The organism is Streptomyces sp. NPDC002817, from assembly GCF_053592055.1.
Genome location: NZ_JBSFUY010000009.1, coordinates 198,006 through 216,192 on the forward strand (window position 1 = coordinate 198,006; position 18,187 = coordinate 216,192).

The 18,187-nt window shown below is 71.6% G+C and carries 11 protein-coding genes and 2 pseudogenes; 5 read left to right on the forward strand and 8 right to left on the reverse strand.

Annotation, left to right across the window (positions count from 1 at the left end; translation table 11 throughout):
* Positions 1–6: 6 nt before the first annotated feature.
* The 4 genes and pseudogenes from ACWD3I_RS19910 to ACWD3I_RS19925 all read right to left on the reverse strand — a co-directional run.
* Positions 7–507, reverse strand: a pseudogene (locus ACWD3I_RS19910) (SMI1/KNR4 family protein); the annotation flags it as partial.
* A gap of 52 nt (positions 508–559) precedes the next feature.
* Entirely contained in the window at positions 560–802 is a 243-nt protein-coding gene (locus tag ACWD3I_RS19915) for a DUF5302 domain-containing protein (RefSeq protein WP_365400808.1), read from the reverse strand.
* A gap of 118 nt (positions 803–920) precedes the next feature.
* Positions 921–4,781 (reverse strand): glycoside hydrolase family 2 TIM barrel-domain containing protein, encoded by a 3,861-nt coding sequence (locus tag ACWD3I_RS19920; RefSeq protein WP_365400811.1) that lies wholly within the window; start codon positions 4,779–4,781, stop codon positions 921–923.
* Between the two features lie 173 nt (positions 4,782–4,954).
* Complete coding sequence (locus ACWD3I_RS19925; RefSeq protein ID WP_365400844.1) at positions 4,955–6,844, reverse strand: ABC transporter ATP-binding protein; 1,890 nt, start codon at positions 6,842–6,844, stop codon at positions 4,955–4,957.
* 210 nt (positions 6,845–7,054) lie between these two features.
* Here ACWD3I_RS19925 and ACWD3I_RS19930 point away from each other — a divergent pair, with 210 nt between their 5' ends.
* Both ACWD3I_RS19930 and ACWD3I_RS19935 read left to right on the forward strand, forming a co-directional pair.
* Entirely contained in the window at positions 7,055–7,972 is a 918-nt protein-coding gene (locus ACWD3I_RS19930; RefSeq protein WP_365400847.1) for a lysylphosphatidylglycerol synthase transmembrane domain-containing protein, read from the forward strand.
* A 31-nt stretch (positions 7,973–8,003) separates the two neighbouring features.
* Positions 8,004–8,771, forward strand: coding sequence for a crotonase/enoyl-CoA hydratase family protein (locus tag ACWD3I_RS19935; RefSeq protein ID WP_365400815.1), 768 nt, complete (start codon positions 8,004–8,006; stop codon positions 8,769–8,771).
* Here ACWD3I_RS19935 and ACWD3I_RS19940 read toward each other — a convergent pair.
* The 3 genes and pseudogenes from ACWD3I_RS19940 to ACWD3I_RS19950 form a co-directional block, all read right to left on the reverse strand.
* Positions 8,684–9,673 (reverse strand): annotated as a pseudogene (locus ACWD3I_RS19940) (NAD(P)/FAD-dependent oxidoreductase); the annotation flags it as partial. The gene ACWD3I_RS19935 and the pseudogene ACWD3I_RS19940 overlap by 88 nt on opposite strands.
* Positions 9,670–11,061, reverse strand: a complete 1,392-nt coding sequence (locus ACWD3I_RS19945) for an FAD-dependent oxidoreductase (RefSeq protein WP_365400821.1) — start codon at positions 11,059–11,061, stop codon at positions 9,670–9,672. The gene ACWD3I_RS19945 and the pseudogene ACWD3I_RS19940, both read right to left, overlap by 4 nt.
* Positions 11,058–12,497 carry an FGGY family carbohydrate kinase gene (locus ACWD3I_RS19950; protein WP_365400824.1) on the reverse strand — a complete coding sequence of 480 codons (1,440 nt, stop codon included), beginning with the start codon at positions 12,495–12,497 and terminating at the stop codon, positions 11,058–11,060. Before ACWD3I_RS19950 ends, ACWD3I_RS19945 begins: the two co-directional genes overlap by 4 nt.
* A 280-nt stretch (positions 12,498–12,777) precedes the next feature.
* On the opposite strand from ACWD3I_RS19950, the gene ACWD3I_RS19955 reads away from it, so the two are divergent.
* The 3 genes from ACWD3I_RS19955 to ACWD3I_RS19965 all read left to right on the forward strand — a co-directional run bounded on the left by ACWD3I_RS19955 (position 12,778) and on the right by ACWD3I_RS19965 (position 16,532).
* Entirely contained in the window at positions 12,778–13,755 is a 978-nt protein-coding gene (locus ACWD3I_RS19955; protein ID WP_365400827.1) for a hypothetical protein, read from the forward strand.
* A gap of 25 nt (positions 13,756–13,780) precedes the next feature.
* The gene (locus tag ACWD3I_RS19960) at positions 13,781–15,298 is read left to right on the forward strand and encodes an amino acid permease (RefSeq protein ID WP_365400830.1); all 1,518 of its coding nucleotides are present in this window, start codon (positions 13,781–13,783) and stop codon (positions 15,296–15,298) included.
* Between the two features lie 157 nt (positions 15,299–15,455).
* On the forward strand, positions 15,456–16,532 hold the full coding sequence (locus ACWD3I_RS19965) for a mechanosensitive ion channel family protein (RefSeq protein WP_365400850.1): 1,077 nt from the start codon (positions 15,456–15,458) through the stop codon (positions 16,530–16,532).
* A gap of 20 nt (positions 16,533–16,552) precedes the next feature.
* Here ACWD3I_RS19965 and ACWD3I_RS19970 read toward each other — a convergent pair whose 3' ends face one another.
* Positions 16,553–18,088, reverse strand: coding sequence for a M1 family metallopeptidase (locus ACWD3I_RS19970; RefSeq protein ID WP_365400833.1), 1,536 nt, complete (start codon positions 18,086–18,088; stop codon positions 16,553–16,555).
* Positions 18,089–18,187: the final 99 nt, after the last annotated feature.

Below are 18,187 nucleotides of genomic sequence, written 5' to 3' on the forward strand. Positions count from 1 at the left end.
ATACTCCCCGAAGCTGTCCGCGACCTTCTCCATGAGGCCGCCGTCGACGACTCCCGGGTTCCATCCGAAGACGGGACACTCGCCGTCCTCGTCGGGCCGGGACGTGTCGAGTACGGCCAACAACCACACGTGGTCGAGCAGGACCACCATCAGTTCCCGCGGCATGTCGACCTCGGCCCTGGCGTCGAGGGTCTCGGTCACGGATCCCGGCAGCACGTCTCCGGCGGCTTCGGTCCGGTAGACGCCGAGGAACTGTGTGGGCGGTACGTCCCACGTGCCGAACTCCTCGATCAGGAGCCGGTACGACGGCGGGAACGTGAGACCCATCTCGCGCTCGGCCCGGGCGATGGTCTCGGAGCGCAGCCCCGACCGTGGGACGCACTGTCCTGGTTGGCACGCACCAGGTCGATGACCTGGCGACTCGCTTCCGTGCCCGTCATTCGCCGCGGTCCTCCGCCCGGAGTGATCAGTGATGCGGACGGCTCCGGTGGTGACGCCGGCCGGCACGGCCGGGCGCGCCGGCGTCGCACCGGGCCGTCAGCTACGTCGGCCGATCGGCTCAGCCGCCGCTCTTGCGCCGGAACGAGCGCTGACTCGAAGCCGGGCCGTGGGCCGCACGCACCTTCGACGCGTCGGGGTTGGCGGCGACGTCGGCGGCGTCCGCCTGGACACCGCGCTTGCGGTCCAGGGCTTCGCGGAACTTGCGCTTGAGGTCGTAGTTGCCGTCCTCGTCCGGCGTCAGAGGGGACGTCTCGGCGGCAGCCGGCTCCGAACCTTCCGGGGATGCGGGCTCTGCGGTCATGGTGACCTCCTGGGTTCGGGGTGGGGAAGCACAGCTTGTCATGCCGGGCGCGGTGCGGGGCGCCGGGTCCCGGCCACGCACCGGGACCCCCGCCACCGTGATGTTCCGCCGGGCCGCCTCACTCCAGGCCGGTGGGCCTCCGTGACGCCGCCATCGCCTCGTCCACGTCCGTCAGCGGCCGCAGCCGGTAGGTGTAGGCGTAGTCGCGGTCGGCGAACAGCTTGTACTCGTCGTGGGTGTGCGCGCCCCAGCTGTTGTCGCCGCCGACGCCCATCTGGTGGTGGCTCAGACGCAGGACGACCTCCTTGCGCGGGGTGAGCTGGTAGTCGTGGCGGGCGCCGACCGAGAGGTCCTCCGGGGTGAAGTGGGAGGCGTTGACCTCCAGGAGCGGTTCGCCGGTGACGAGCAGCCCGGGGCCGTCGCCGCCGGTGAGGGCGATCCAGCGGACGTCGGTCCTGTTGCCGCTCTCCTGGGGGCGCAGATAGGAGGTCCGCTGGCCGGTGACGGTGCCCGAGTACAGGCCGACGTCGGTGGCGTTGTTGCGGTCCCAGTGGTTCTCTTCGGGCCCACGGCCGTAGTAGCGCAGCTTCTCCAGACGGGCGGGCAGGAACAGCAGGGTTCCCACCTCCGGGATGTACGGCAGCGAGGAGGCGCCCGGGTGCAGGGTGTTGTCGACCTTGATCTCGCCGTTCCCGAAGACCGTGTACGTGGTGGTGTACGTCGACTCGGTGGTGGTGGGCAGGGTGCCGGCGACCTCGATCACGACGGCCTTGTCGTCCAGGGTGCTGACGACGACGTCCGTGACCTTGCGGTCGGTGCCGGCGTCGCGCCAGGTCTGGTTGCGGGTGTGCTGGCCGTTGCCGTGGTCGTTGTCGGTGGGGGCCCGCCAGAAGTTGGGTGCGGGGCCGGAGGAGATCAGCTCGGCGCGCCCGGTCCGGTACGAGGTGATGACGCCTGTCGTCTTGTCGACGGTGACGGAGAAGCCCTTGCCCGTGACGGTGACCGCCCCGTCGGTGTCCTTGTGGCTGAGCGCCGGGACGCGGGCCGGCGGCAGCGGTGTCACGGCGGGGCTGTCGGAGTCGACGGCGAGTTGCTGCCGGGCCACCTCGAAGCCGGCCTTGGCCCACTTCGTGGTCTCCGTGGTGGTGAAGGACAGCCGCAGGAAGTACTCCGCGCCCGGGGCCGGGTCGTCCGGCACCTCGAAGGGCACGGTGATGTCCTTGCTCGACAGCGGTGCGAGGTCCAGCTGGGCCCGGCTCAGCCTGCCGCGCCGGACCGCCTTTCCGTCGGCGACGAGCTCCCATCGTCCGTCGAACTCGCGGAGGTTGGTGAAGAGGTACTCGTTGGTGAGGGTCACCGCCCCCGAACCGCCGGACGCCCAGGCCGCGTTGATGGCCTGGTAGATCTGCTTGACCTCGGCGGACTTGCCGGTGGGTCCGCGGTCGGCGGTGACGATGCCGTCGCCGGAGAAGGCCCCGTCGTTGGGGTTGTCGGCCCAGTCGCCGCCGTAGGCGTGGAACGTCCTGTCCCGGGGCCGCTTCTCGGTGAGGTCGACGGTGGCGGCGTCGAACCAGAACCGTACGCCGTCGTCACCGGGTCCCCGGCCGGCGGAGGCGATGTCGGCGGCGCTCAGCGCGCGGGCGTACACACGGGCCCGTCGGACGGTGCCGCTGAACTCCCGGGTGGGGTTGTCGACGTCGGTGGCCAGAGCCAGGGACGCCGTGTTGTTCGAGGGGCGCCGGGTGGTGGTGCGGGTGGCCCGTATCGCGCCGTCGACGTGGAGGGTCAGGGTGCCCGCGTCCGCGTCGAAGACGCCCGCGAGGTGGTGTTCGCGGCCGGTCCAGTCGGCCGGCAGCGCCCAGCTCACGCTGACCCACTGACCGCCGCCGTAGATGAAGAACTCCAGGTTCCTGTCCGTCTGCTTGAGGGCGTACTGGGTGTCGCCCTTGGCCAGGATCGGCTGGTGGTAGCCGGTCACATGCGGGGTGACCCAGGCTTCCAGGGTGAGGGAGCCGGTGAGGTCGAGGCTCGGGTCGCGGGCGAAGACGGTGCCGCCGGAGACGCCCTCGGCGCGGGTGAAGGTGCCGGCGGGGGCTTGGATCTCGCCGCGCAGGGAGGAGGGACCGGACTCTGTGAACTGCTTGCGCGTCGGAGTGGGCCATTCCAGTGCCTGGTCGGCGAAGTCCCAGATCCAGCCGCCCTGGAGGACGTCGTAGCGGCGGACGATGTCCCAGTACTTCTTGAAGTTGCCGTTGGAGTTCCCCATGCCGTGCGAGTACTCGATCATCACGTACGGCCGGGTGTCGTTGGTGTCCTTCGCACGCGCCTCGACGCGGGAGGGACTGTCGTACATCTCGGAGCGGATGTCGCTCATACCCGGGCGGTCGTCGCCCTCGTACTGGATGACCCGGGTGGTGTCGTACGACTTGATCCAGTCGTACATGGCGTTGAAGGTGCTGCCGCCGCCGGCCTCGTTGCCGAGCGACCAGATGACCACCGAGGCGTGGTTCTTGTCGCGGTGGACCATGTTGCGGGCGCGGTCCACGCAGGCCTCGGTCCAGTCGGCGTGGTTGCCGGGGTACTCGCCGCGGATGCCGTGGGTCTCGAGGTTGGTCTCGTCGACGAGGTACAGACCGTACTCGTCGGCGAGTTCGAGCCACTGCGGGTTGTTGGGGTAGTGCGAGGTGCGGACGCTGTTGATGTTCAGCCGCTTGATGATCTCGATGTCCTCGACCATGTCCGCGCGGGTGAGGGCCGAGCCGCGCACCGGGTGCATCTCGTGGCGGTTGGTGCCTCGGAAGGAGACCGGTTTGCCGTTGATGCGCATCAGGCCGTCCTTGAGCGCGAACTCGCGCAGGCCGACACGGTGGGAGAGGGTCTCGATCACCTTGCCCGCCGGGTCGCGCAGGCGGAGCACGGCGGTGTACAGGTCGGGGTGTTCGGCCGACCACAGGCGCGGCCGGGGCACGGCCTTCGTGGCCTGTACGGTCTCCTCCTTGCCGGAGTCGAGTGCGACGGCCTGCTGCAGCGGTCTGGGCCAGACCGGGTGCCCGCTCGGGTCGTACAGCTGGGTCTCGACGGAGTACCGGCCGCCGCCCTGGCCGCCGTAGTCCCGCACGCTCGCGGTGACCGACAGTTCCGCGGACCGGTAGTCGTCGCTCAGCGGGGTGTCCAGCCTGAAGTCGCGCAGGTGCACGGCGGGCGTGGAGTACAGGTGGACCGAGCGGAAGATGCCGCTCAGCCGGATCATGTCCTGGTCCTCGAGCCAGTCTCCGTCGGAGTAGCGGTAGACCTCGACCGCGATCTGGTTGGTGCCCGGCTTCAGGTGCGGGGTGATGTCGTACTCGGCGGGGTCGTAGGAGTCCTCGTGGTAGCCGACCAACTCCCCGTTGATCCAGACGTAGTGGGCGGACTTGACCCCCTCGAAGTGGAGGAAGGTCCGCCGGCCCTTCCAGTCGCGCGGGACCGTGAAGGTGCGGCGGTACTGGCCCACGGGGTTGTGGCGGGTCGGTGCGGCCGGCGGCCGCGCCTCCTCGCCCAGGCCGTTGGGGCCCCACCAGGGGTAGGTGATGTTGATGTAGATCGGGCGGTCGTAGCCGTGCAGTTGCCAGGCGGAGGGGACGGGGATGGTGTCCCAGTCGCTGTCGTCGACGTCCGTGCGGTGGAAGTCCTCGTCGCGGTCGTCGGGGCGGTCGGCGTACGCGAACTTCCACTTGCCGTCGAGGCTCATCCGGTACGGGGAGCGGGTGCGGTCCGCGGCCAGGGCCTGTCTCACGTCCGCGTACGGCATGAGGGTGGTGTGCGCCGGCTCGGAACCCAGCCGGAAGACGGCGATGTTGCCGTTCCACTCGGGAGTGGCCGCCGCGTCGGCGGCTCGTGCCGCGGTGACCGATCCGGGCAGGGCGAGCGCGCCGAGGACAGCGGCACCGCCCTCCAGCAGACGGCGGCGGCTGACGGGCGACACGGGAAAGTGCGACATGACCGTGGCCTTCCTCGGGACGACAGTGTGGGGGCACTGCTTGAGTGAGCGTCAGATCCTGTTCGGTGCTGTTGGGAAACCGAACGCACACTAGGTCGCCGGGCCCGAGCGAGGCAATGATGTTGTCGGTCTTTGTGTGAATCTGCGGGGTTGACGTGCCGCGTGCGACTGATCTATGCGGCCGTCTCGATCTCCGTGACGTCGCCCGGCCGCTCCTCGAACTGCGTCCGGTACAGCTCGGCGTACCGTCGGCCGGCCGCCAACAGCTCCTCGTGCGTGCCCCGTTCGACGATCCGCCCGCCCTCGACCACCAGGATCTGGTCGGCCGCCCGGACCGTGGACAGCCGGTGGGCGATGACGATCGCGGTCCGTCCTTCCAGAGCCTCGGTCAGCGCCTCCTGGACCGCCGCCTCCGAGGTGTTGTCCAGGTGGGCGGTGGCCTCGTCGAGGATGACGACGCGCTGGCGGGCCAGCAGCAGCCGGGCGATGGTCATGCGCTGGCGCTCGCCGCCGGAGAGGCGGTAGCCGCGCTCGCCGACCACTGTGTCGAGGCCGTCGGGGAGGGAGTCCACGAGAGCCTCCAGACGGGAGCGGCGCAGGGCGTCGCGGAGTTCGTCCTCGGTGGCCTCCGGGCGGGCCAGCAGCAGGTTGGCGCGGACCGTGTCGTGGAAGAGGTGGCCGTCCTGGGTGACCATGCCGAGGGTGGCGCGCAGCGAGCCCGCGGTCAGGTCGCGGACATCGGTGCCACCGATCCGCACGGCGCCCTCATCGACGTCGTACAGCCGCGGGAGCAGTCCGGCGATCGTCGACTTACCCGCGCCGGAGGAACCGACGAGTGCGATCGTCTGGCCCGGTTCGGCACGGAAGGAGATGCCCTTGAGGACCTCGTCGCCGCCGCGGGTGTCCAGGGAGGCGACCTCCTCCAGGGAGGCCAGGGAGACCTTGTCGGCGGACGGGTAGCCGAAGCGGACGTCGTCGAACTCGACCGCGACCGGCCCCTCGGGGGCGTCGAGAGCGTCCGGCTTCTCCTCGATCAGCGGCTTCAGGTCGAGCACCTCGAAGACCCGCTCGAAGCTGACCAGGGCGCTCATCACCTCGACGCGGGCTCCGGCCAGGGAGGTGAGCGGGGCGTACAGCCGGGTCAGCAGCAGGGCGAGGGAGACGACGGCGCCCGGCTCCAGGGTGCCGCGCAGGGCGAACCAGCCGCCGAGGCCGTAGACGAGGGCCAGCGCCAGGGCGGAGACCAGGGTGAGGGCGGTGATGAACACCGACTGCGCGGTGGCCGTGCGGACACCGATGTCGGCGACCCTGCGGGCGCGGGCCGCGAACTCCTCGGACTCCTGCTCGGGGCGGCCGAACAGCTTGATCAGCGTGGCGCCGGGCGCCGAGAAGCGCTCGGTCATACGGGTGCCCATCGCCGCGTTCAGCGCGGCCGCCTCCCGCTGCATACGGGCCATCCGGCGCCCCATCCGGCGGGCCGGGATCACGAAGACCGGCAGCAGGACCAGCGCGAGCAGGGTGATCTGCCAGGACAGGGTGAGCATGACGGCGAGGGTGAGCAGCAGGGTGACCAGGTTGCTGACGACTCCGGAGAGTGTGTTGCTGAACGCTCTCTGCGCACCGATGACGTCGTTGTTGAGTCGGGAGACCAGCGCTCCCGTACGTGTCCGTGTGAAGAACGCGACCGGCATGCGCTGCACATGATCGAAGACAGCCGTCCGCAGATCGAGGATGAGCCCCTCTCCGAGCGTCGACGACAGCCGTCGGCCGAGGATGCCCAGCGCCGCCTCGGCGACCGCGATGAGCGCGATGAGCAGGGCGAGTCGTACGACGGTGCCCTCGTCGTCGCCCGTCACGATCGCGTCCACGACGTGTCCGGCGAGCACCGGGGTCGCGACGGCGAGCAGCGCGGTCGCCACCCCCAGCGCCACGAACTGCGCGATGCGGGTGCGGTGCGGTCGGGCGAACGCGCCGATGCGGCGCAGCGTCGCGCGGGCGAAGGGCCGCGTCTCCTGCTCGGCGTGCATCACGCTCTGCAGCTGTGTCCAGGCTGTGGTTTCCATGCTCATGGGAGCGAACGTACGACCTCAAGCGTTGTTGAGGTCAACACCCCCTGGACGTCCGTCCCCAGGATGTCCATCCCCAGGACCTCTCCCCGCTCGAAGGATCCGATGACCGTACGCAATCCCCCGGCCGCCCTTCCGCAACCCGCAGTTGGCACGGCACGGAGAACCTCTGAGGACGTGAGCCCCCGTCGCGTCCCCGCCCGCAGGATCCGTCAGATCCTGTGCCTGCTTCCGCTTCTGCTCGTCGCGGTCGTCGCCGTGCAGCACCGCTCGGTCCTGTCCGAGGGCTTCGGCCATCTGGAGTCGGCCGAGTGGCCCTGGCTGCTGGTCGCGGTCTGCGCGACCTGTCTGACCTGGGTCGCCGCCGCCTGCACCCGTCAGGGCGCGGTCGTGGAGGGGCTGCCCAAACGGCGGCTGCTGGCCACCCAGTTCGCGGCCGGCGCGGCCAATCACCTGCTTCCCACCGGCCTGGGCGCGAGCGCGGTCAACCTCCGGTTCATGACGGTGTGCGGGCTACCCCTGGCCCGTTCCTCGGCCGCCCTCGCCCTGTATCTGCTGGCGGAGTCGATCGGCCGGCTGACCCTGCTGGCCGCGCTGCTGATCGCCTTCCCCGACGCGCTGAGCCTGGGCGCCCTCCTTCCCGAGGGCGCGCTCGGCGCGCTGCTGCCCGCCCTGGGTCTGGTGCTGCTCGTGGCGGCGGGCGTGCTCGTGTTCGTACGGCGGGTGCGTACGACCGTGACCTCGTTCCTGCGCACGGCGCTCTGCGAGGCACGCGAGGTGCACACCCGGCCCGCCCGGGCATGTGCCCTGTGGGGCGGTTCGCTCGCCTTCCCCGCGCTGCAGGCGGCCGGACTGGCCGCGGTGGGGCAGGCGTTGGCGCTGCCGGTGGCGCCGCTGCACATCGCGGTGGCGTATCTCGCGGCGACGGTCGCCGTCGCGCTGGTGCCGACGCCCGGCGGGATCGGCTCGGTGGAGGCGGCGCTGGTCGTGGCGCTGGTGGCGGCGGGCGGTCCGGCGGCCATCGCGACGGCCGTGGTGCTGGCGTACCGGATCATCACCGTGTGGCTTCCGCTGGTTCCTGGGGCGTTGACGCTCGGGGCCCTGGTACGAATGAAGGTCATCTGACTGAAGGCCGCCCGACCCGAAGGAGCCCGCGATGCCCGCCGTCCGGAGCGAACGCAACGGCCCCGTCACCACCGTCGTCCTGTCCCGCCCCGATGCACGCAACGCGGTCGACGGCCCGACGGCCGCCGCACTCGCCGCCGCATTCCGGGAGTTCGAGTCCGATGCCGAGGCGCGGGTGGCGGTGCTGTGGGGCGAGGGCGGCACGTTCTGTGCGGGTGCCGACCTCAAGGCGCTCGGCACCGGACGCGGCAACCAGGTCACCGAGGAGGGCGACGGCCCGATGGGGCCGACCCGGATGCGGCTGTCCAAGCCGGTGATCGCGGCGGTCGCCGGGCACGCCGTGGCCGGTGGGCTGGAGCTGGCGCTCTGGTGCGATCTGCGGGTCGCCGAGGAGGACGCGGTGTTCGGGGTGTTCTGCCGACGCTGGGGCGTCCCTCTGATCGACGGCGGTACGGTACGGCTCCCCCGGCTGATCGGCACGAGCCGCGCACTGGACATGATCCTGACGGGCCGGCCGGTGGCCGCTCCGGAGGCGTACGAGATGGGCCTCGCCAACCGCGTCGTCCCCACCGGGACCTCCCGTGCCGCGGCCGAGGAACTGGCCGCCGCCGTTGCGGAGTTCCCGCAGGCCTGTCTGCGCGCTGACCGGGCGTCGGTGCTGGACCAGGAGGGGTCGGACGAGACGGCGGCCCTGCGCGGTGAACTCGGCTACGGCATGGGTGTGTTGGCGGAGAGTCTGGAGGGCGCCGCCAGGTTCGCCTCCGGGGCGGGGCGGCACGGGTCGTTCAAGAACCCCTGAACGGTGACGGCCACCCGCGCACCGGCACGGGCGGCCTCGGCCGCGCTCTCCCCCGGGTGCAGCAGACCGCCGGCGGCGAAGACTCCGGGCCGCGAGGTCACGGAGGCCAGGGTCAGCCCTCCTCTGCGCGCCAGCTCGTCCTCGGGCACGAAGTCGCCGGTGAACACGACGGTGTCGCACGCCAGGACAGCCGTACGGCCGTCCCGGTGCCGGACGCGGACGCCGGACAGCCGTCCGTGGCCGAGGAGTTCGACGACTGCGGTCCCGGTGAGCAGGGGGACGCGTCGGCGAAGGCGGGCGTCCTGGGCCCGGAGTCGGGTGGTCCGCGCCCGGTCCGACTCCGTGACCATGGCGACGACGTCGGCTCCGGCGGCCCGTACGGTGTCGACTGCCGAGTACGAGACGCCTTCCGCGCCGACGATCACCGCCCGCGTCCCGATCCGCTGCCCGTACAGGTGCACGGCCTGCTGAAGTTCACCGGTGGTGTAGACGCCGGCCGGCCGGGTCCCCGGCACCAGGCGTGCGGCGCGCGGGCGTTCGCGGGCGCCGGTGGCCAGGATCACGGCCCGCGCCTCGACGGTCTCGGGGCCGTCCCGGCCGACGGTGGCGAGCGCGAGCGGGCCGTGGGGCGGGCCCGCCCAGTCGAGCACGCTCACTCCGGTCCGTACGACCGCCCCGGTCCGCATCGCGGCGTCCGCGAGCAGCCGCGCGTACGCGGGACCGGTCAGCGGACGCAGCCAGGTGCCGTAGCCACCGTGCGCGCAGTGCCGTGGCACTCCCCCGGCCCGCTGCTCCCGGTCCAGCACCTCGACCTTGCCGGCACCGCCGACGGCCAGGCGGGCTGCTGCGGCGAGGCCCGCGGGACCGGCGCCGACCACGAGGACGTCGACCTGACGCGTCACGTCCGGGCCTCCTCGAACAGCTCCCGCACGGCCGCCCCGCAGTAGAACCCCTGGCAGCGCCCCGACCGGGCCCGGGTGCGGCGGCGCAGCCCGTCGAGGCTGCCCGGCGGGACCGTACCGGCCAGGGCGTCGCGGATCTCGCCGCGGGAGACGCGTTCGCAGTGGCAGACGAGGGTGCCGTACTCCGGGTCGGCGGCGATGAGTTCGGGACGCCGGTAGGGGCGGGGGAAGGCTTCGCCGAGGTTGGGCATGTGCACGGGGGCCAGGTCGCGCATGGGGCCCACGTCGAGCCCGTTCTCGGCGAGTTGTCCGACGACATGTCCCGCGATGGCGAGCGAGGCGGTCAGCCCGGTCGAGCGGATGCCGCCCACCGTCACGTAGGACTGTTCCGGGTGGACGTGGATGCGGTAGTCGTCGTGCTCGGTGGCGGCGCGCAGTCCGGCGTAGACGGCGGTGACCTCCTCGTCGAGCAGTGCGGGCAGGATGCGGCGGCCCTTCTCGCGCAACTGGGACAGGCCTTCGGCGGAGGACTGCGTGGCCCGCTTGTCGTCGAGGTCCTCGGCGGTGGGGCCGAGGAGGACGTTGCCGTACACGGTGGGTGCCACCAGGACGCCCTTGCCGAGGGCCGTCGGGACGGGCAGGAGGATGTGCCGGACCAGGCTCCGGGCGAACTTGTCGAAGACGATGAGCTGGCCGCGGCGCGGGGCGACGGTGAAGTCGTGGTGGCCGAGCCGCCGGTCGAGGGTGTCGGCGTCGAGACCGGCCGCGTTGATCACCCAACGGGCGTGGAGGGCGCCCCGCGTCGTGACCTGGACGCCTTGTTCCACTTGTTCCACCCGGCAGTCGAGGTGCAGGTGCACCCCGTGCCGGACGGCCTGCGTGGCGTAGGCCAGGGTCGTCGTCCAGGGGTCGATGATGCTCTCGCCGGGGACCTCCAGAGCCCCCAGCGCACCGGGGCCCAGGTGCGGCTCGCGCTCGTACACTTCGGCCGCGCCGAGCAGCCGGGACTCCTTGTAGTCGTTGCGCTCGGCCTTCTCCGCGAGGCGGGGCAGCGCGGCGAGCTGTTCCTCGTCCCAGGCGACGAGAAGGGCGCCGACCGGCTCGACGGCGATGCCCGACTCGGCTGCGAATGCCGCCAGTTGGCGGGAGCCCTCGCGGACGAGCCGCGCCTCCAGCGAGCCGGGGACCGCGTCGAAGCCGGTGTGCAGGATCGCCGTGTTGGCCTTCGAGCTGCCCTGGCCCACGTCGTTCTGTGCCTCCACGAGCGCGACGCGCAACTGCGGGTAGCGGGCGAGCTCGCGGGCGATGGCACAGCCGACCACTCCGGCGCCGACGATCGCCACGTCGTACGTCGTGGCAGGCAGCGGTCCGGCCGTGGTGACCGTCATACGGGTGTCCGGTCGAGCAGTGCGGCGACCTCGGTGCGGAAGCCGGCGCGGCGCTCGGCGGCCTCGTCGCCGGTGATGCGCGGCTCGTAGACGGCGGCCGGCTTCCGGTCGGGCAGCGCTTCGGCGACCGTCAGGTCGGGCTCTGCGCCCAGCCGGGCCAGGGCGCCGACGCCGAGCGCGGTGGCGTCGGGCAGGGCGGACACCTCGACGGGGCGTTGCAGCAGGTCGGCCTGGGTCTGCATGAGCAGGGCGGAGCGGGTGAGGCCCCCGTCGACACGCAGGGCGGTGAAGGGCGCGCCGAGGTCGGTGCCGGCCGCGTCGGCGAGCTCGGCGACCTGGGCGGCGATGCCCTCGCACAGAGCGCGCACGATGTGTCCGGGACCCGTGTCGAGGCCGAGCCCGGTGAGCGATCCACGCAGGTCGCCGCGCCACCAGGGGGCGGCGAGTCCGGCCAGTGCGGGGACGAAGGTGACGCCGGCGCTGTCGGGCACCGTGGCGCCCACGGCGTCGAGGTCGGCGGCGCCCTTGATGACACCGAGGTCGGTGAGCCAGCGCACGGCGGACGCGGCCGTGTACACCTGGCCGTCGAGGCAGTAGCTCGCCCGTCCGCCGAGCCGCCAGGCGACACAGCTGACCAGCCCGGAGGTGCCGTGTCTCGGGGTGTCCCCGGTGTGCGCGAGGAGGAAGGCCCCGGTGCCGTAGGTGCACTTGGCGCCGCCGGGTGCGGTGATGCGCTGGGCGAGCAGGGCGGCCTGCTGGTCGACGGCGAGGCCGGTGAGCGGGATCTCGGCCCCGAACTCCTTGGTCACGGCGATCTGTTGGGCGTTGTCGACGACCTTGGGGAGCCGTTCGTCGGCGAGTCCGTACAGGTCGAGGGCGCGCGGTGACCAGCGGGCGCGGTCGAGGTCGAGGAGCTGGGTGCGCCCTGCGGTCGCGGCGTCGGTGACGTAGGCGCCGGTGAGACGGTGGACGAGCCAGGCGTCGGTGGTGGTGACGACGCCCTCACGGGTGCGGTGGCAGCGTATCCAGGCCATCTTGGGCGCGGCGAAGTACGGGTCGAGGGGCAGGCCGGTCAGTTCACGCAACTCGTCGGCGTACGGGGTGAGTTCCTCGCACACCGACTCGGCACGGCGGTCCTGCCAGACGAGCGCCTCGGTGAGCGGACGGCCGGTGTCGGGATCCCAGGCGAGCACGGTCTCGCCCTGGTTGGCGAGGCCCAGCGCCACGACGGGTTCGCGCGCCTCGGCCAGCGCGCGGCGGCCGGCGTCGACGACCGAGGCGTACAGCTCCTCGGGGTCGACCTCGACCAGGCCGCCGGGCAGATGGCGCGGCCGCACCTCGGCGAAGCCGGTGCCGATGACACCGCGTTCGGGGCAGACGACGAGGGCCTTGGTGCCGGATGTGCCCTGATCGACAGCGAGCACCGGACCTGTCATCGAGCCCTCCCCGGGGCGTGTCTTCGGATCATTCCTCGGCGATCACCGTGCGACAGCCTGCCGTCGTCCGACACATCGCGTCAAGCGAGGCTGACTGTGAGTCAACCATCCGGCCCCGCAAAGGAGTTCGAAAAGATCGGGAAACCGGAGGAGATGCGGAACCCCCACCTCTATAGTGACCGCCGCGACCGACGTGAGCTCCTCAACTGCCGCCCAGAGGAGGGCTGTTGTTACTCCACCCTGCCGTCAGAATCCGCCCGCTGCCCGGGGCGGGAGGTTGATGGCCAGAGAAGGAGCACGCCCCGCCTACGATCCCGCAGGCCACGACACCGCGTTGCGCGCCACCCTCCAGGAGTTACGCACGGGGCGCTGGATGTCGATGCGCCGGATCCTCACGGAGACCACGGCCTGGTGGCAGTGGACCCAGCGCACCCAGGTCCTCGCCACCGCGGCCGCCGGCACCGACGTGGTGCGCGCCTGGCTCGAGGAGGAACCGCACAGCGTCCCGGCCACGGTGATGCACGCCAGGGTCGCCGTGGAACGGGCGCTGCGGGCGCACCGCGAGGGCCACGCGCACACCCTCGACCTGTGGCACGAGGCCTGGCGGGCGAGCCACACCGCGACCCGGGTCGCCCCGCCGGACCCCGTCCCCTGGGTGTGTCTGCTGGCGCTGGCCCGGCTCGACCGGGAGCGGCAGTGGGCCGAGCACCGGGTGGCACCGCCCGGTCCGATGCTGCCGCCGGGCCCGTGGGGGCTGCTCGCCGAGGCCGACAAGCGCGACCCGTACAACCGCGAGGCCCACCACCGGATGCTCCAGTTCCTCTACGAGCACGGCACCTCGGGGCGGCTCGCGGAGGCCGCCGGCTACGCGCACTGGGCCACCGACACCGCTCCCCCCGGCTCCGCGCTGCACGTCCTGCCGCTCTACGTCCGGGTCGAGCGCTACCGCCGCTCCGGCGGCCGCGACGCCGCACTCGACCTGCACTGGGTCGCCGAGGACGCCACCCGCGAGGCCCAGCGCGCGCTGTACGCCTGGTTCGAGCAGACCTTCACCGCCGAGCGCTCCCTGCTGGACCTGAACCATGTCGCCCACGCCCTGTGGGGCGCCCTCCAGTTCACCGACGCGACGCGGGTGTTCGAGGCGCTCGGCCCCTACTGGACGCCCCTGCCCTGGGCGTACCGCACCCCCGATCAGGGCGACGTCGCCCAGGCCGTGGAGATCTTCCTCCAGGCCCGGGCGCGCTGCCGCCCCGCGTGATCCACGACCAGTCACGGAGGTACGTATGTCCCGCACCACCGACGGCCGCCCACCGCGCGACGAGGAGCAGCGCCTGCGCGAGCTCGGCTACCGGCCGGTCCTCGCCCGCCGCATGGGCGGCTTCGGCAACTTCGCGATCAGCTTCTCGGTGATCTCGATCCTGTCCGGCTGCATGACCCTGTACGGCTTCGGGCTCGGCGCCGGCGGTCCCGCGGTGATGCTGTGGGGCTGGGCCGGGGTCGGTCTGTTCGTCCTGTGCGTGGGCCTCGCGCTCGCCGAGGTCACCAGCGCGTATCCGACATCCGGCGCGCTCTACTACATGGCGGACCGGCTCGGCGGCCGCCGCTGGGGCTGGTACACGGGTTGGCTGAATCTGCTCGGTCTGCTGGGTGCGATCGCCGGCATCGACTATGGCGCGGCACTCTTCGCGGGCGCGTTCGCCAATCTCCAGTGGGGCTTCGAGCCGACGCCGGAGAAGACGATGCTCATCTTCGTCGTGATCCTGCTGCTGCACGCCGTACTGAACCTCTTCGGCGTGCGCCTGGTCAGCGTGCTCAACTCCATCAGCGTGTGGTGGCACCTGGCGGGCGTCGCCCTCATCGTCGGCGCGCTGGCGATCGTCCCGGACCACCATCAGTCGCCGTCCTTCGTCTTCACCGAGTTCGTCAACGACACCGGCTGGTCGAGTCCCTTGTACGTGGCGGCGATCGGCCTGCTCCTGGCCCAGTACACCTTCTCCGGCTACGACGCCTCCGCCCATCTGTCCGAGGAGACCTCCAACGCCTCCGTGTCGGCCGCGAAGGGCATCGTCCGCTCCATCTGGGTCTCCTGGATAGCGGGCTTCGTCCTCCTCGCCGGTCTCACCTTCGCCATCCAGGACTACGACGCCACCCGGGCCACCGACACCGGGGTGCCGCCCGCGCAGATCCTGCTGGACGGCCTCGGCACGGACGGCGCGAGCGCGCTCCTCGTCGTGGTGATCGTCGCCCAGTTGTTCTGCGGCAACGCCGAAGTCGCCGCCGCCAGCCGGATGGTGTTCGCGTTCAGCCGGGACGGGGCGCTGCCGGGCTCGGCCCTGTGGCGCAAGGTCAGCAGCCGCACCCAGACCCCGGTCGCGGCCGTGTGGCTGTCGGTCTCGGTGGCCGGCCTCCTCGCCCTGCCGTCCCTGTACTCGGCGACGGCGTACGGCGCGGTCACCGCCATCAACGTCATCGGCATCACCCCCGCCTACGCCATCCCCGTACTGCTGCGGCTGCGCGCGGGCGACCGGTTCCAGCCGGGCCCCTGGAGCCTGGGCCGGTGGAGCAAACCCGTCGGATGGATCGCGGTGGTGTGGGTGGCGTTCGTCACGGTGCTCTTCTGTCTGCCGCAGTCCTCGCCGGTGACGGTCGACACGATGAACTACGCGTCCGTCGCCCTCGCCGTCGTACTCGTCCTCGCCACCGTGTGGTGGTACGCCGCCCGCCGTTCGTACGGGACGCCGACCACTGCGGCGTACGGCTCCGACCGTGACCAGGCGGAACTGGCCGAGGGAATCGTCTGAGCAGGGGCATCCGCCCCCAGGCCGTCTACGAACTCCTGTGCCGGATACGGCAGGATGAGCGGTCGCGCCCGTCGTGGCGCCTTCACGGCCCGCGCGGTCGCTCATCCAGCACTTTCGAACAGGTGGCAACGTGACAGCATTTCAACGGGATCTCACCATGGACGACCTGGTCGTCCCCGGAATCGCCGTGGTCGCGGGCCTGGTTGCCGCGTTCCTGCTGCGGATCCTGCTCAAGTGGCTGGGCAAGCACGCCGACCGCACGAAATGGAGCGGCGACGACGTCATCGTGGCCGCGCTGCGGACGGTGGTGCCCGCGGCGGCGATCGCGGGCGGCATCGCCGTCGCCGCGGCGGCGCTGCCGCTGACGAGGACGACCCAGCGCACCACCAACCAGGTCCTGACCGTCCTGCTGATCTTCGTGGTCACGGTGGCGGCGGCCCGGCTGGTCGCCAGCCTGATGCGGACGGTCACCCAGTCCCGCCCCGGCGTCGCCGGCTCGGCCACGATCTTCGTCAACATCACCCGCGTGCTGGTCCTCGCGATCGGCTTCCTGGTGGTGCTCCAGACCCTGGGCGTCTCCATAGCGCCGATGCTCACCGCCCTCGGCGTCGGTGGTCTGGCGGTCGCGCTCGCCCTGCAGGACACCCTCGCCAACCTCTTCGCGGGCATCCACATCCTCGCCTCCAAGACCGTCCAGCCCGGTGACTACATCCGGCTGAGCAGCGGCGAGGAGGGCTATGTCGAGGACATCAACTGGCGTCAGACGACGGTTCGGGCGCTCTCCAACAACCTCGTCGTCATCCCCAACGGGGAGCTCGCGAAGTCGAACATGACCAACTTCATGCGCCCCGAGCAGCAGTTGACGATCCTGGTCCAGGTCGGCGTCGGCTACGACAGCGACCTGGACCACGTCGAGCGGGTGACCATCGAGGTCGTCGCCGAGGTGATGACCGAGATCACCGGCGCGGTCCCCGACCACGAGCCGCTGGTCCGCTTCCACACCTTCGGCGACTCCCGGATCGGCCTCACGGTCATCCTGGGCGTCGGCGAGTTCAGCGACCAGTTCCGCATCAAGCACGAGTTCATCAAGCGCCTGCACAAGCGCTATCGCGCGGAGGGCATCCGCATCCCGGCGCCGACGCGCACGGTGGCTCTTCAGCAGGGCGCCGTGGTGATCCCGCAGCAGCGGGGTGCCGAGGAGGCGGGCGAAGTGACCTCCGCCCGCCTCGACTGAGCTGCTCGGTGCCGATCGCCTTACAGAGTGGCCGAGTTGTCGTGATAGCCGCTGCTCGGCCTGGCCTGCGGTTGGCGCAGGGCCGAACTCACCGGCGTCACGGTCCAGTCGGGGTGGCCGGGCATCCGCGGGGTCTTCGTGCCGTAGAGCCAGTCCCGCAGGAACCCTGACCGGTCGGTGCCGGAGACCTCCGAGGCGACGGCGATGTAGTCGTCCGTCGTCGCGGAGGAGTTGCGGAAGCGCTCCAGGAAGGTCCGCTCGACGCAGGTGAAGACGGTCTCGCCGACCAGTTGGCGCAGCGCGTACAGGACGAGGACGCCGCCCAGGTAGCGCTGACTGTCGAAGAGGTTGGCCGCGTTGGGCGACGCGACCGGGCCCGAGCTCTTGCGCCACTGGTCGCCGCGCGCGTACGTGTCCTTCATCCGGGCTTCCATGGTGACCAGCCCGAGGGAGTCGGTCCAGCCCCGCTCGTAGCGGTACAGCAGCCCGTAGAAGTCGGCGTGGCCCTCGTTGAGCCACAGGTCGGACCAGGTGGCGGGGCTGACGCTGTTGCCGAAGTAGGAGTGGACCAGCTCGTGCATCATGTGCGAGCCGATCTTCGACTCGGCCTGGAGCAGGTAGTTCGGCTTGTACAGCGTGAGGGTCTGGGTCTCCAGACCCGTGAAGTCGAAGGCGTCCGAGGCGTCGTTGTTGCACGGCAGGAGGCCGTACGTCTCGAACGGGTACGCCCCGAGCCGCTGCTCGATCCAGCTCACCAGGTTCGGGGTGAGCGAGAGCGCGGGCTCCAGGGCGGCGGCCCGGGCGGTGGGGACGACGTCCCGGAGCGGCAGCCCGTTCGGTCCGGGCCGGTCCTTGATCACGTAGTCGCCGACCGTGATCTGCACGAGCTCGGTGGCCATCGGCTCGCGGGAGCGGTACGTGTACGCGCTGCGGCCGTCCCCGAGCTCCTCGGTGCCCACCAGGCCGCCGCTCGCGACGCCGCGCAGGCCCGCCGGGACGGTGATGCGGAAGGTGAAGTCCGCCTTGTCCGCCGGGTGGTCGTTGCAGGGGAAGACGGTGTGCGCCGAGTCCGGCTGGGGACAGACCGCGAAGCCGTCCGGGGTGGGGACCCAGGCGGTGTGCGCGAGGGTGCGGCGCGGGTCCGCGGAGTAGGCCACGGTGACGTCCACCGGAATGTCCGTGGCCGGCGGCTCGGCGGGGGTGATCCGCAGCTTCTCGCCCGCCTGCTCGAAGGCGGCCGCGGCACCGGCCACGGTCACGGTGCGTATGTCCAGGCCGAGGGCGTCGAGCGAGAGGCGGCTCAGGTCCTGGGTGGGGGTGATCGACAGGGTCGCCGTCGCGTCGACGAGCTTGGTCGTGGCGTCGTACGCGAGGTCGAGGTGGTACGCCGAGACACGGTAGCCGTCGTTGCCGAGGCTCGGGAAGACGGCGTCGCCGAGGGTCTCCGGGCCCGGGGTGCCGGTCTCGGGGGCCGCGAGTGCCGGGGATGCCACGCTCAGTACCGCCGCGGTGCCGAGCAGAGCGGCAGGGGCCGTCACTCTGGTGCGATATCTCATGGTCCGCTTTCGTTCGGGCGGCCGGCTGGTCGGGTCCGGCCGTCGGAAGACGTGTGATCAACATGCATGACCGCAAGATCAGACGCTTCGAACGGCGCT

Coding starts and splice junctions, on each gene's coding strand:
- ACWD3I_RS19965 (WP_365400850.1), top strand. CDS start 15,456: ATGGACGACCTGGTCGTCCCCGGAATCGCCGTGGTCGCGGGCCTGGTT.
- ACWD3I_RS19915 (WP_365400808.1), bottom strand. CDS start 802: ATGACCGCAGAGCCCGCATCCCCGGAAGGTTCGGAGCCGGCTGCCGCC.
- ACWD3I_RS19955 (WP_365400827.1), top strand. CDS start 12,778: ATGGCCAGAGAAGGAGCACGCCCCGCCTACGATCCCGCAGGCCACGAC.
- ACWD3I_RS19935 (WP_365400815.1), top strand. CDS start 8,004: ATGCCCGCCGTCCGGAGCGAACGCAACGGCCCCGTCACCACCGTCGTC.
- ACWD3I_RS19950 (WP_365400824.1), bottom strand. CDS start 12,497: ATGACAGGTCCGGTGCTCGCTGTCGATCAGGGCACATCCGGCACCAAG.
- ACWD3I_RS19925 (WP_365400844.1), bottom strand. CDS start 6,844: ATGGAAACCACAGCCTGGACACAGCTGCAGAGCGTGATGCACGCCGAG.
- ACWD3I_RS19960 (WP_365400830.1), top strand. CDS start 13,781: ATGTCCCGCACCACCGACGGCCGCCCACCGCGCGACGAGGAGCAGCGC.
- ACWD3I_RS19920 (WP_365400811.1), bottom strand. CDS start 4,781: ATGTCGCACTTTCCCGTGTCGCCCGTCAGCCGCCGCCGTCTGCTGGAG.
- ACWD3I_RS19970 (WP_365400833.1), bottom strand. CDS start 18,088: ATGAGATATCGCACCAGAGTGACGGCCCCTGCCGCTCTGCTCGGCACC.
- ACWD3I_RS19945 (WP_365400821.1), bottom strand. CDS start 11,061: ATGACGGTCACCACGGCCGGACCGCTGCCTGCCACGACGTACGACGTG.